We start from the raw sequence: 13,447 nt of genomic DNA on the forward strand, positions 1-13,447 counted from the left end.
TATGCGGTTTGTCAGCCGCGGCAGAGCGCCAGGATGGCCTCGCCGTATCTGTCGAGCTTGACCTTGCCGACGCCGGGGATCTGGGCCAGGTCTTCGATGGACTCGGGGCTGCGTTCGGCGATGGCCTGGAGGGTGGCGTCGGTGAAGACGACGTAGGAGGGGATCTTCTGGGTGGCGGAGACCTCGGTGCGCCAGTCTTTGAGGGCGAGGAGCAGGCCCTCGTTGAACTCGGCGGGGCAGTCTTCGCAGCGGCCGAGCTTGCGTTCGATCGCGGCGGTGAGGGGGCGGCCGCAGACGCGACAGGGCTGCGGGCCCTTGCTTGCCCGTTTGGTGCGTTCGACGCGGGCCGGGGTGGGGGTGGCGGTCTTGGGGGTGAGGCCGTCGAGGAAGCGGGACGGGCGGCGGCTGCGGCGGCCTCCCGGAGAGCGGGACAGCGCCCAGGAGAGGGAGAGGTGCTCGCGTGCCCGGGTGACACCGACGTAGAGGAGGCGGCGCTCCTCTTCTATCTGCTCGGGCGTCTCGGCGTAGATGATCGGGAGGGTGCCGTCGACCAGGCCGACCAGGAAGACCGCGTCCCATTCGAGGCCCTTGGCGGCGTGGAGGGACGCCAGGGTGACGCCTTCGAGGGTGGGGGCGTGCTGGAGGGCGGCGCGTTCTTCGAGCTCGGTGACGAAGTCGGTGAGGCCTGCCCGGGGGTTGTCGGCGGCCATGTCTTCGGCCAGCTGGGCGAGCGCGGCCAGAGACTCCCATTTTTCGCGGGCGGCGCCGGTGCCCTCGGGGGCCTGCTCGGTGAAGCCCGCGCCCGCGAGGACGTGCCGCACCGTCTGTATCAACCCGAGGCCGTCGGTCTCGGCGTCGCCACCGGCGCGGGCGGCGCCGCGCAGCCGGACGACGGCCTCCCGGACGGCGGGCCGGTCGAAGAACCGCTCGGCGCCGCGCAGCACGTAGGGCACGCCGGCGGCGGCGAGGGCGGACTCGTAGGTCTCGGACTGCGCGTTGATCCGGTAGAGCACGGCGATCTCGCTCGCCGGCACGCCCTCGTCGATGAGCTTGCGGGCCTGGCGGGCCACGTCGTCGGCCTCGGCCACCTCGTCGTCGTACTCGCCGAAGAGCGGCTCGGGCCCCGCCGGACGCTGGGCCACCAGCTCCAGCTTGTGGCGGCGCACGGTCTCACTGCGGGACTGGCCGATCACCCCGTTGGCGAGCTGGACGACCTGTGGCGTCGAACGGTAGTCGCGGACCAGCTTGACCACGGTGGCGTCCGGGTGCTCGCGGGTGAAGCCGAGCAGGTGGTCGGGGCTGGCCCCGGTGAACGAGTAGATCGTCTGGTTGGGGTCGCCCACCACGCACAGGTCGTCGCGGTCGCCCAGCCAGGCGTCGAGCAGGAGCTTTTGGAGGGGGTTGACGTCTTGGAACTCGTCGACCACGAAGTAGCGGTATTGCTCGCGGACCTGGTTGGCCACGTCGCGGTTGTCGGTGAGGACGGCGACCGTCAGCTCCAGCATCCCCTCGAAGTCGAGGAGGTTGCGCTCACGGCGGAGCTGCTCGTACATCGCGTAGACCCGGGCCACGTCGACCACGTCGGCGGGGGTCTTGCGCGCCGACCGCTGGACCGCGGCCGCGTAGTCCTCGGGGCGGGTCTGGGTGACCTTGGCCCACTCGATCTCGGACGCGATGTCGCGCAGCTCGCTGCGGCCGAAGGACAGCCGGCAGGCCCGCGCCGCGTCCGCGACCACGGGGATCTTGGACTCGATGATCTTGGGCGGGTCGCCGCCGATGACCCGCGGCCAGAAGTACGACAGCTGCCGCAGCGCCGCCGCGTGGAACGTGCGGGCCTGCACGCCGGGCGCGCCGAGCCGGCGCAGCCGGCCGCGCAGCTCTCCGGCGGCGCGGGTGGTGAACGTCACGGCGAGCACCCGCTGCGGCGCGACGACACCGGTCAGTGTCGCGTACGCGATGCGGTGGGTGATCGCGCGGGTCTTGCCGGTGCCGGCGCCCGCGAGCACGCAGACCGGCCCCTGGACGGCCTCGGCGACCGCCCGCTGCTCCGGATCGAGCCCCTCAAGAACCCCCTGAGCCTCCATGGCCCCATCCTTGCAGCCGCGGGCGACGGAATCGGCCTCCCGGGGCAACTGTGGATAACCTCGGAATGCGAGGCGGCGGCCCGGTGTTGTGCTGAACGGCCGCAGCAACAAGAACTTTGACAGGGAGACGACGCACCGATGGCGACGCCGACCACCGAACAGGCCAAGGGCCCGATCGGCCAGCTCACCATGTACACGACGACCTGGTGCGGCTTTTGCCGCCGCCTCAAGAGCCAGCTCGCCCGTGACGGCATCCACATGGCGGAGGTCGACATCGAGCGCGACCCGGCCGCCGCGGAGTTCGTGATGAGCGTGAACGGCGGCAACCAGACCGTCCCCACCGTCACCTTGGTCGACCCGGCCGGCGAGAGGCACGTCCTCACCAACCCGAGCGCCAAGACCGTCAAGCGCCTGCTCGGCGTCTGAAGACACGACGAGGCCCGCACGCACGACGAGGCCCGAGCGCACGGTGAGACCCCCGCTTCGGCGGGGGTCTTCGTGTGTCCGGGGTCAGAACGGCGGCATGTTCGGCAGCTCGCCTCCGTACCACCGCATGATGAGCTGCGCCGCGATCGACAACGGCCCGGGCGCCACGATCTGGCCCGCCTCGATGGCCGTGCGCAGCTCGTCGCGGGTGTACCAGGCGGCGTCCAGGATCTCCTCCGGGTCCGGCCGCAGTTCCAGATCGCCGTCCGCCCGCGCGAAGAAGCCGATCATGAGGCTCTGCGGCAGCGGCCACGGCTGGCTGCCCAGGTAGCGGACGTCGCGTACGGCCAGGCCGACCTCCTCGCGCACCTCGCGCGCGACCGCCTGCTCCAGCGACTCCCCCGGCTCCACGAAGCCCGCCAGGATCGAACGCCGGTCCTGCGGCCACTGCGGCCCGCGGGCCAGCAGGACGCGTTCGTCGTCGTCCTGGACCAGCATGATCACGGCCGGGTCGACGCGCGGGAACTGCTCGGACCCGTCGGCCGGGCAGACCCGTACGTGCCCGGCCGCCGCGAGCTCCGACGGCCCTCCGCAGCGGGGGCAGAAGCGGTTGGTGGCGTGCCAGTGCTCCAGCGCGACCGCGTGCGTCAGCAGTCCCGAGTCCAGGTCGTCCAGCAACGCGCCGACCTGCCGGATCCCGGCCTTCTCGGCGCCCTCGATCACCGGGAGCGGCCCGGCGACGGCGAAGTAGGCGACCCCGTCCTCGTCCACGCCCAGCAGATAACGATCGCCGTCCGGCGCGTCGGCGGGGGCGAGCAGCGGCAGCGCGGGGCCGCTCTCCAGGCGGACCAGCGCCCGCCCCTTCTCGATCACCAGTACCCGGGTGCGCGGATCGGCCCAGGCGGATTCGACCCACGCGTCGTCCTTGCGGCGTTCGGCGACCCGGTCGAGGGTGCCGCGCGCCAGGGCCAGCCACTGCAGCGTCTCGGTCAAGGGGCTCCTCCCGGCGGCCGGACGCTCACGCCCGGCGCAGGGTGGTCGCGAGCTCTTCCCACAGGTAGGCGGCCGCTTCGGCGCCCTTGAGCAGCAGCGGCATCTCGACCTTCTCGTTCGGCGCGTGGATCTGGTCGTCGTCCAGCCCGACGGCGAGGAAGACGAGCGGTGCCTCCAGGATGTCGGCGAGGTCGGCCTCCGGGCCGCTGCCGCCCTCCCGGGTGAACATGATCTCCTTGCCGAACGCCCTGGCCATCGCGCGTCGCGCCGCCCGCACGGCCGCCGAGTCGATCGGCGAGAAGCACGGCCGCACGCCGGCCGAGGGGATGTGCACCTCGCTCCGGACGCCCGCCGGCGTGTGCTCGGCCACGAAGGCCTTGAACGCCTCCTGCACGGCGCGCGGCTCCTGCCCGGCCACCAGCCGGAACGAGACCTTCGCGTGCGCCTCGCGCGGAACGATCGTCTTGCCGCCCGGCCCGGTGTGACCGCCCCACATGCCGTTGATCTCAGCGGTCGGGCGCGCCCAGACGCGCTCCAGCGTGGTGTAGCCCTTCTCCCCGTACGCGGCGCCGCTGTTGCCCGCCATCTTCAGCCACGCCGCCTCGTCGAACGGCAGCCGCGCGAAGAGCTCCCGCTCCTCGTCCGTCAGCGGCACGACCCCGTCGTAGAAGCCGGGCAGCGCGACCCGTCCGTCCTCGTCGTGCAGGGCGGCCAGCAGCGAGGCCATCGCGTGCAGCGGGTTGGGGACGGCGCCGCCGAACGACCCGGAGTGCAGGTCGATGTCCGGCCCGTACAGAGACACCTCCGCCTCGGTCAGGCCGCGCATCCCCGTGCACATGGACGGGACGTCGGCGCTCCACATCGTCGTGTCGCTGATGACCACGACGTCGCACGCCAGCCGGTCGCGGCGTTCCCGGAGCAGCTCGGGGAAGTGCACCGAGCCCGACTCCTCCTCGCCCTCGACCAGCAGCTTGATCGTGACGGGCGGCTCGGTGGCGCCGGACGCGGCGAGCCCGGCCCGGACGCCCAGCGTGTGGAAGAAGACCTGGCCCTTGTCGTCGGACGCGCCGCGCCCGTACAGCCGGTCGCCCTTCTCCACCGGGTCGAACGGATCGCTGTCCCATTCGTCGAGCGGCTCGACGGGCTGGACGTCGTGGTGCCCGTAGACGACGACCACGGGCGCGTCCGGGTCGGCGGCGGGCCATTCGGCGAAGACCGCGGGCAGTCCCGCCGTCTCCCACACCTCGACCGTCGGGAAGCCCTGCTCGCGCAGATATCCGGCCAGCCAGTCCGCCGACCGCCGCACGTCCGACTGGTGCGCCGGGTCTCCCGAGATCGAAGGAATCGCCAGCCATTCCTTGAGATCGGCGAAGAACCGTTCCCGGTTACCCTCGATATACGACGCTACGTCCACGTTTGCTGTGCTCCCTTGCACATCGTTTCCCATGGCACTGTAAGGGATCGGCACACCGCCCCTGGGAGTCGCCCTGTGATCCTCATCGACCCGCCGCTGTGGCCCGCGCGCGGACGCGTGTGGTCGCACATGGTCAGTGACGTGTCGTACGAGGAACTGCACGCGTTCGCCCGAGGTCTGGGGCTGCCGCCGCGCGCGTTCGAGCGCGACCATTACGACGTGCCTTCCCATCTGTACGAAGAGGCCATCGATCTGGGTGCTCAGCCGGTCGGTTGCCAGGAGCTCGTCGCCCGGTTGATCCGGGCGGGCCTACGCCACCGCAAGTTCACCGGCCCGGTGAGTCCGACACAAGCGGCTGTCAGGCCCTCAGGAGCATGAGCTCGGTCTCGATGTTGTGCCGCGCCGCCGCCTCGAAGCGCTCGCGGGCCGGAACGGTGTGGAAGAGCGAGGGAAGCTCCAGCAGCCCTGCCAGCACTTCGGCCCGGCCGGCCTTGAAGAACTCGTCCGGCACGAAGGCGTACTCCTCGCGGACGGCGGCGGCGTACGCGGCGTACCGCTCGGGGCCGGAACCGAGGATCGCCAGGTCGGCGTCGCACAGCACCTGCCCGTTGCGGTCATCGTCCTCGGGCGCGTGGGTCTCGGTCAGGACGACCAGACGGGAGACCTCGGCGACGCGCTCCGGGGAGAGATCGGTGTCGGCGAGCATGCGCTCGGCCAGACGGGCGCTGCGTTCCTCGTTGTCGGCGCGCTCCGGGTCGTACACCGCGTCGTGGAACCATGCCGCGAGCCGTACGGCGTCGGCGTCGGCCGCGTGGCCGGCCAGCTCGTCCACCAGGTCCAGGACGGCGGTCAGATGCTCGCGGGTGTGGTAGCGGCGGTGGTCCTCGCCGTAACGGGCGGCCAGATCCTCGCCGATGTGCCGCGTCTGCGGTCCGGCGAGCCCCACCCAGCGCTCGACAACATCCATGCATCCATCCTGGCGGAACGCAGGACGTGGGAGGACACGCGGTGGCATCGTTCTTCCGCCCGCCGAGCGCTCCGCGCCGCTATGGTTGCTTGAGTTAGGCAAGCCTTACCTTACCTACCTACTGCCGAAGGAGATGGGTGGCCGTGGCCGCCTCGCTCTACCTCGTCGCCGGCAAGGTCACCGACTCGGTGACGTACGGGTTCCTTCCCGCCGCCGCACGACTGGGCCTCGACGTCGTGCTCCTCACCGACCGGCCCGCCGACCACGCCAAGGTGTTCCCCGGACGGATCATCACGTGCGACGTCACCGACTTCAGAGAGATCGTCGCACACGTCGCGCACGCCGCCGCGCACGACGGCGCCGGGCCGGACGCGATCCTCACCAACAGCGACTGGCTCCAGGCCCCGGTCGCGCTCGCGGCCGCCTACTTCGGCCTGCCCGGCAAGGACTGGCGCGCCGCGACCCGGACGAAGAACAAGGCCCTGATGCGGAGCCACCTCAGCGAGCTCGACCCGGTCTTCTCCGCGGACGCCGACCTTGTCGCCGACCGGCCCGGCGGCGCGCCGTTCCCGCTCGTCCTCAAGCCGCGTGAGGGCGTGGCCAGCGAGGACGTCTTCCTGGTGCACGACGCCGCCGAGCTGGCCGCCAGGCGCGCGGAGATCCGCGAACGCCGCGACGACCCGCTGGTCGTCGAGGAGTACCTGCCGGGCCGGCTCCACACGCTGGAGACGCTCGGCGACGCCGACGGCGAGACGCGGGTGCTGGGGTCGTTCCACACACGGCTCTCCGCGCCGCCCCACTTCGTCGAGGAACGCCTCGAATGGGCGCCGCCGCCACCCGAGACCGCGCAGGTCATCGAGCAGCTCCGCGCACTCGGCGTCGGCTTCGGCGCCTGCCACACCGAGTTCGTCGTCCATGCGGGCCGGGCACGGCTGATCGAGGTCAACTACCGGGTCATCGGTGACCACTGCGACTTCCTGATGGCCGACCTGCTGGGGATTCCGCTCTTCGAGCACATCCTCCGCGTCCATCTGGGCGAGCCGCTCCCCGCGCAGGCCGAGTCCCCCCGCCGGCATGCCGTGGCCGAGGTGGTGCTGGCCGAACGTGCCGGAACGCTCGTCGCGGCGCCCGCGGCCAAGGAACTCGTCGAGGGCCTCGTACGCGTCGCCTACCGGCCGCAGCGCTCCCGGGGCGACACCATCGAGATCACCAACACCAACCGGGACTATCTCGGCACCATCCGGGCCATCGGCCCGGCCCGCGACGAGGTGGAGGCGGCCATCGCGCGCTTCCGGGCCGCACACGACTGGACGATCGCGTGAACGAAGGGCCGCTGGCCGCGCGGGTGCTGGACACGCTCCTGCGCGAGGACTACGCCGGGATGCGCCGGTTCGTCGACTCCGACCACCGCCTCCTCGACCTGCCGGGCGACGCGCGCAGCGTACGGCTGCGCCAGGGCGGCTTCCTGACCGACCTGGTGGTCGACCCGGCACAGAACCTGCGGCTCGACGACGTGCTCTCGGTGGTCCGGCGGATCGCCGATCCGCGCGACGACGTGACGGCGTTCGAACGCGAGTGCCGGGAGGCCGCGCTCACCCTGCGCCTGCACGCGGACGCCCACCGCGAGGTCCTCGACCGCCTCGGCCAGGCGCCCGAGGACGTCCGGCACGGCCCCGGCACGTTCTACGAGACGCTCGCCGCCTACACCGACCATCCCGTCTACCCCACCGGCCGGTGCCGGACCGGGCTGAGCACCGCCGACCTGCGCCGCTACGCACCCGAGTTCGGGCCGTCGTTCGAACTGCGCTGGGCCGCCGTCCCGCGCGGACGGGTCACCTCGGCAGGTGTACGGCCCGAATGGTGGCCTCAGCCCGCCGAGGCGGGGCTCGACGACGGCCTGGCCGCGACTCACGACCTCTTCCCGGTGCATCCCCTCACGGCGCCCGCTCTACGGAGCGACCCGGAGATCCTGCTGAGCCCCGAGCGGCATCTCCGCGTTCGCCCGACGCTCTCCATGCGCACCCTTGCGGTCACGTCGCTCACCCACCTCAAGGTGCCGCTGACGACGAGCACGCTCGGCCTGCGCAACCGGCGCACGATCGTGCCAGGCACGCTCTCCGACGGCGCCCGCGTCGAACGCATCCTGCACCAGGTGCTGGAACGCGAGCCCGGCCTGCCGATCCTCCTCGCCGACGAGCAGACCTACGGGCACGCGGGGTCACCGTTCCTCGGCCATCTCGTACGGCGGTTCCCCGCCGAGACGGCGCGCGCGCACGTCATCCCTGTGGCGGCGCTGCTCGCCGAAGACCCGGACGGCGGCTACGTGATCGAACGGTGGGACGTCGCGGCCACCTTCGGCGCCTACCTGGACGCCCTGCTGGCTTGGAACGTCGCCCTCTTCCGCTACGGCATCGCGCTCGAAGCCCACCAGCAGAACGTGTCCATCGTCCTCAGCCGGCGCGAACCGCTGAAGCTGCTGCTCAAGGACAACGACGGCGCGCTGATCGATCCGGCCCGGCTCGCCGCCGGCCTTGATACAGCCGACGCGCTCTGCGACTTCAACGACCGGCGGATGACGACGGACGACCGGGAGGCGCTCGCCCGCGTCTTCGTCACCATCACGCTGCACCTGTGCGCCGCGGCCCCCGCCTTCGGGCTGGCCGAACGCGGCCTGCTCCCGCTGCGTACCGGCCTGGCGATGGTCCGCGACCGGCTCGACGCGCTGCTCGGCCCCGGCGACGCGTTCCTGCGGGCGCGCACGCTGGACGCCGACCGGCTGCCGACCAAGGCCATGGTCACCGCCGGGACGCTCGTGGACAAGGCCCGCACCGGCGCGGCCGACATCAACAAGCACTACGGCCCGCTCGGGCCCAACTACCTGAGGGACGACCCTTGCTCCTGACAGGACGACCGCTCGCGGCCGGCGACGCGTCGGCGACCGCCCTCCTCAACTGCCTGATCCGTGAGGTCTGCGCCCCCGAGCACCAGGTATGGGCGGACGGCGCGCACCTGCTGGTCCGGCTGCCGCGGGTCGGCGTGATGTTGCGCGCGGGCCTCGGCCGTCCGCCGTCCGGGCCCACGTTCCGGATCGCGCCGCCGTACGAGGAGCGGCGCGGGAACGCGTGGATCCCGGCGGCCTGGGACCGGCTGGCCGACCTGATCGCGGGCGAGCTGGAGCTGGCGACGGGACGCGCCAACCCCGAGTTCCTTGGCCAGGTCACCGATGGGCACACCGCCCTGGAGGCGATCCTCGCCGCCCGTAGCGAGACCCCCGGCGCCGTAGACCGCTATGTGGAGTCCGAACAGTCTCTCGTCACCGGCCACCGGTTCCACCCCTCACCCAAGGCCCGTCAGGGAGCCCCCACCGACTGGCTTCAGTACGCGCCGGAAACGCGGGCGCGGTTCCAGTCGCGCTGGCTGGCGGTACGCGAGGAGGTCCTGGCCGAGGAGGGCGACCCGGCCGCGTTCGCGCGCCTGGAGTCGTTCGGCCCCTCGGTACCGGACGGCTTCCGGCTGCTGCCCGTTCATCCCTGGGAGTTGCGTCTCCTCGCCGAGCGGCCCGTACTGCGCAACGCGTTCACCCGCGACCTAGTACGCGACCTCGGCACGGTCTCCGAGGCGGATGGCGGCGGCGCGGGCAGTGGTGTGGTGGCCGTTCCTACGTCATCCGTCCGCACCGCCTACTTTCCCGCCGCCGACACGTTCTGCAAGTTCAGCCTCGACATCCGCATCACCAACTGTGTGCGCAAGAACGCCTGGTACGAGCTGTCGGGGGCCGTCGTCCTCGACCGTCTGGTCCGCCGGGTCTTCGACGGCATCGACGCCACTTTCCTGGCCGAGCCCGCGTACCGCAGTGTGGCGCTAGCCGACCTGCGGCTGTACGAGGGGCTCGGCGTCATCCTTCGCCAAGGCGTGCGCGGTCTTCCCGGCACTCCGCTCCTCGCCGCGGCCTTGGCCGACCCGTACGGTCCGCTCCTGGCGAGCCTGCCCGCGCTGGCCACCCCGGACGGCGCCATGGCCTGGTGGAAGGCGTATGTCCGCCAGGTCGCACCACCCGTTCTGCACGCCTACCTGGAGCACGGGATCGTCCTCGAACCGCATCTCCAGAACGTGCTCGTCTGCGTCGACGACGACGGTATGCCGATCCACGCCGCGTTCCGCGACCTCGAAGGCACCAAGCTGGTCGGCGGCCGCTGGGACCACCTCACCGGCGTGCCGCCGCGCGTGCGCGAGGCGATGACCTACGACGCCGACCGTGCCTGGAACCGGATCGTCTACTGCCTCCTGGTCAACCATCTGACCGAGACCGCCGCCGCGGTGGCGGACCTGCATCCGGCGCTCGACGCGAAGCTCTGGCCCGCCGCCCGGCGCTACTTCGCCGGATACGAACGCCACCCGGAGGTCAGGGCGCTCCTGGCCGGGGTGCCGCTTCCCGCGAAGGCCAACCTGCGTGCGCGCTGGGCCCGTACCGCCGACCGTGCCGCGACCTACGTCCCGGTGCCCAACCCGCTCGCCCCGCCCGCGCCGCAACTCAACTGACACTCTTGCCAATAACGGATTGATCCCCTCATATCTAACTAAAGAACGGGTAGGTCGCTGACTCGCCGCGAACGAGACGGGAGACGACGGTGCTGGAACGGGTACGGACGTGGGCGGGTCTGGGCGCGCGGGCGACCCGGGCGATCAGGGACGGCGGGATGCTGCGGCCGATCCGGCCCGACCGGGCGGCGCGGCTGCCCTTCCAGTACTTCCGCTTCGGCCCGGTGCCCGCCACCGTCGGCGCGATGTCGGCCCTCCGCTACCCCGACCGCACGGCGCTGATCGACGAACGCGGCTCGCTCACCTACGCCGAGCTCGAACGCCAGGTCGCCGCGTTCGCCACCGCCCTGCGCGCAGGCCTCGCCGAGGACGAGCGGGTCGGCGTGCTGTGCCGCAACCATCGCGGCTTCCTGACGGCCGTGCTCGCCGCGTTCCGGCTCGGCGGCGACGTGGTGCTGCTCAACACCGACTTCTCGGCGCCCCAACTCGGCGAGGTCGCGGGCCGCGAGGGCCTCGGCCTGCTGATCCACGACCAGGAGTTCGACCAGCTGGTAGACGACTCGTCGTTCGCGGGGCAGCGCGTGCACGCCTGGGTCGACGACGAACGCTCGGCCAAGCACGACTCGATCGACGGCCTGGTCGCGGTGACCGAGGTGAAGCCGCTGCGGCCCGGTTCGCCCAGCAAGGTCATCGTGATGACGTCCGGGACGACCGGCACGCCCAAGGGCGCCCGGCACGACGTCTCCCTCGGCTCGCTGGCCCCGGTGGCGCTGAGCCATCTGATGCGCATCCCGCTGCGTTCGGGCGCGCCCCTCGTCATCGCGCCGCCGCTCTTCCACGTGCTCGGCTTCGCCTACACGTCGGTCGGTCTCGGCATGGGCATGCCGCTGGTGCTCCACCGCCGGTTCGACGCCGCGCAGATCCTGCGGTCGATCGAAGAGCACGAGGCGGAGGCGCTGGTGGCCGTGCCGGTCATGCTCCAGCGCATCCTGGAGGTCCCGGACATGCCTCGGCCGCCCTCGCTCAACGTCGTGATCTGCGGCGGGTCGGCCCTGCACCCGCACGTCTCGGAGGCGTTCATGGACGCGTTCGGCGACGTGCTGATCAACCTGTACGGGGCGACGGAGACGGGCTGGGCGACGATCGCGACGCCCGAGGACCTGCGGGCGGCCCCGGGCACCGTCGGCCGGCCGTCGTTCCGGCTCACCATCAAGATCCTCGACGAGGACGGCGCCGAACTGCCGCCCGGCGAGGTCGGCGAGATCTACACCGGTGGCGGGCTGCGCTTCAGCGGTTACACCGGAGGCGGCGGCAAGGACGTCCGCGACGGCCTCATCGGCACCGGCGACCTCGGGCACTTCGACGAGGAGGGCCGGCTGTTCATCGACGGCCGCTCCGACGACATGATCGTTTCTGGGGGCGAGAACGTGTTCCCCGGCGAGGTGGAGGACCTGCTCGGCCGCCATCCGGACGTCGCCGAGGTGACGGTCACCGGCACGGAGGACGAGAAGTTCGGCCAGCGCCTGGTCGCCCACGTGGTGCGGGCCGACGGCGCCGAGCTGACCGAGGACGACGTCAAGGCGTACGTGAAGCGGCACCTGGCCCGCTACAAGGTCCCGCGCGACGTGCACTTCGTCGACGAACTCCCCCGAACCAGCACCGGCAAGGTCAGAGCGAAAGCGCTGTAATTTTCTCTCGCCGCCTCGGGACTGCCCGTCAGGCGGCGCCGGCGCGTTGGCGTTTGGCGGCCATGCAGATGCGGGCGAGGTCGTTGAGGGCGTCGGCGCGGCGCTCGTCGAGCGAACGCCCGTCGTCGCCCGCCGCCTCGGCGAGCGTGTCGATCACCAGGGAGAACACCGGCCACTCGGCCGGGCCGATGGCGCCCTGGAAGTCGACCTCGCCGTCAGCGAGGTCGTCGAGGTCGAGGTTGCGGGCGAACGTCGCGAGAGCCGCCTCGGCCGCCACGACGCCGATGCGCATGGCGAGGGCGGCGGGCTCACGGTCGGCCGGGCGCCTGCTCGGTGGCGGAGCCGCCTCCTCTGCGCCGCGGGGGGCGTGGGGGGTCGTCCCCCCTCGGGGGGAACGAAGAGCCGCGGTAGAACCCATGTTCGAGATGGTAGCGAAGTGACGCGTCTCCGGTCGAACGTTTGAGCGAAAAAGTCAGGGGGCTATCGCGCAGAAGAACGCGTTCGAGTGGGTGAAGTGCAGCCCGCCCTCCACCTCGCTCGGCCGCATGCCGGTCGCCGGGCCGGCGCCCGCCAGCTCGTCGGCCAGCTCCTTGCGGATCTGCGCGGCCGCCTCGTCCGGCGTGTGCGACTGCTCCAGCCACGGCTCCAGCGGGCGTACGAGGTCGAACCGGTCGGTGCGCTTGACCTCCGCGCCCGCCGCGGCCAGCATTTCGGCGATCTGGCCGGCAGGCAGGATCGTGCGGTGCGAGGGGTCGCGCAGCCGCTCGAACCGGTCCACGTCGGCGTCGCCGATGGCCTCGTCCCGGACGAGATCGGCGACGACCACGGCCGCTCCCGGACGGCTGACCCGCACCATCTCGCGCAGCACGGCCGCCGGGTCGGCGACGTGGTGCAGCGCGAAGCGGCAGACGACGAGCGTGAACGAACGGTCGAGATAGGGCAGCCCGGCGGCGTCTCCGCGCGTGAACGTCACGTTGGTCAGGGTGTCGGCGTCCGCCTCGCGCTTGCCCTGCTCCAGCATGGCGGGGGTGAGGTCGAGGGCGGTGACGTGCCGCACGCGCCGCGCGATCGCCCGCGAGACCAGCCCGGTCCCCGCCGCGACCTCCAGCGCGACGTCCTCCAGGTCGAGCTCGGGCTCCATGAACTGCGCGAGCCTGGCCAGGTTGACGGTGAACTCCATGTTCAGGCGGGGATCTCCGAACGCGGGCGCCTGCTTGGAGAACTCACGTACGACCTTCTCGTCATGGCTCACCGTCACGCCGCCTCCTTTGTGGGGTTTCCCGGATACTCCCCGAAATCACGCAACGTGAACAGATGTGAGTGGTTCACATCACGG

At 71.8% G+C, this 13,447-nt stretch carries 12 protein-coding genes; 6 read left to right on the forward strand and 6 right to left on the reverse strand.

All coding sequences use genetic code 11. From position 1 onward, the window contains the following. Positions 1-11: 11 nt before the first annotated feature. Positions 12-2,084 carry an ATP-dependent DNA helicase UvrD2 gene (locus ABD333_RS20070; protein ID WP_344543013.1) on the reverse strand — a complete coding sequence of 691 codons (2,073 nt, stop codon included), beginning with the start codon at positions 2,082-2,084 and terminating at the stop codon, positions 12-14. 138 nt (positions 2,085-2,222) lie between these two features. Between ABD333_RS20070 and ABD333_RS20075 the strand changes: the two genes are divergently transcribed. Further along, positions 2,223-2,510 (forward strand): mycoredoxin, encoded by a 288-nt coding sequence (locus tag ABD333_RS20075; RefSeq protein WP_344543015.1) that lies wholly within the window; start codon positions 2,223-2,225, stop codon positions 2,508-2,510. An 84-nt stretch (positions 2,511-2,594) separates the two neighbouring features. On the opposite strand, the gene nudC is transcribed toward ABD333_RS20075, so the two are convergent. Together nudC and ABD333_RS20085 are read right to left on the reverse strand one after the other, a co-directional pair. Next, entirely contained in the window at positions 2,595-3,503 is a 909-nt protein-coding gene (gene nudC, locus ABD333_RS20080; protein ID WP_344543017.1) for an NAD(+) diphosphatase, read from the reverse strand. A gap of 25 nt (positions 3,504-3,528) precedes the next feature. Then, positions 3,529-4,917 carry a dipeptidase gene (locus ABD333_RS20085; RefSeq protein WP_344543019.1) on the reverse strand — a complete coding sequence of 463 codons (1,389 nt, stop codon included), beginning with the start codon at positions 4,915-4,917 and terminating at the stop codon, positions 3,529-3,531. 75 nt (positions 4,918-4,992) lie between these two features. Between ABD333_RS20085 and ABD333_RS20090 the strand changes: the two genes are divergently transcribed. Beyond that, positions 4,993-5,295, forward strand: coding sequence for a DUF4031 domain-containing protein (locus ABD333_RS20090; RefSeq protein WP_344543021.1), 303 nt, complete (start codon positions 4,993-4,995; stop codon positions 5,293-5,295). Here the strand turns inward: ABD333_RS20090 and ABD333_RS20095 are convergent. Further along, the gene (locus tag ABD333_RS20095) at positions 5,276-5,884 is read right to left on the reverse strand and encodes an HD domain-containing protein (RefSeq protein ID WP_344543023.1); all 609 of its coding nucleotides are present in this window, start codon (positions 5,882-5,884) and stop codon (positions 5,276-5,278) included. The two genes, ABD333_RS20090 and ABD333_RS20095, sit on opposite strands and share 20 nt — an antisense overlap. Before the next feature lie 137 nt (positions 5,885-6,021). Here ABD333_RS20095 and ABD333_RS20100 point away from each other — a divergent pair, with 137 nt between their 5' ends. From ABD333_RS20100 to ABD333_RS20115, 4 genes are all read left to right on the forward strand, one after another. Continuing rightward, positions 6,022-7,206 carry an ATP-grasp domain-containing protein gene (locus tag ABD333_RS20100; protein ID WP_344543025.1) on the forward strand — a complete coding sequence of 395 codons (1,185 nt, stop codon included), beginning with the start codon at positions 6,022-6,024 and terminating at the stop codon, positions 7,204-7,206. After that, positions 7,203-8,786: an IucA/IucC family protein gene (locus ABD333_RS20105; protein WP_344543027.1), complete on the forward strand. Its 1,584-nt coding sequence runs from the start codon at positions 7,203-7,205 to the stop codon at positions 8,784-8,786. Before ABD333_RS20100 ends, ABD333_RS20105 begins: the two co-directional genes overlap by 4 nt. Continuing rightward, entirely contained in the window at positions 8,777-10,423 is a 1,647-nt protein-coding gene (locus tag ABD333_RS20110) for an IucA/IucC family protein (RefSeq protein ID WP_344543029.1), read from the forward strand. The genes ABD333_RS20105 and ABD333_RS20110 overlap by 10 nt, the downstream gene beginning before the upstream one ends. Positions 10,424-10,512: 89 nt before the next feature. After that, a complete protein-coding gene (locus ABD333_RS20115; RefSeq protein ID WP_344543031.1) occupies positions 10,513-12,111 on the forward strand; it encodes an AMP-binding protein in 1,599 nt (532 codons plus the stop codon). 28 nt (positions 12,112-12,139) lie between these two features. On the opposite strand, the gene ABD333_RS20120 is transcribed toward ABD333_RS20115, so the two are convergent. Both ABD333_RS20120 and ABD333_RS20125 read right to left on the reverse strand, forming a co-directional pair. Then, positions 12,140-12,529, reverse strand: a complete 390-nt coding sequence (locus ABD333_RS20120) for a hypothetical protein (RefSeq protein WP_344543033.1) — start codon at positions 12,527-12,529, stop codon at positions 12,140-12,142. Between the two features lie 54 nt (positions 12,530-12,583). After that, positions 12,584-13,369 (reverse strand): class I SAM-dependent methyltransferase, encoded by a 786-nt coding sequence (locus ABD333_RS20125; protein WP_344543035.1) that lies wholly within the window; start codon positions 13,367-13,369, stop codon positions 12,584-12,586. Between the last annotated feature and the right edge of the window lie 78 nt (positions 13,370-13,447).

The organism is Actinomadura fulvescens (genome assembly GCF_039533225.1).
In the GTDB taxonomy this organism is placed as follows: domain Bacteria; phylum Actinomycetota; class Actinomycetes; order Streptosporangiales; family Streptosporangiaceae; genus Spirillospora; species Spirillospora fulvescens.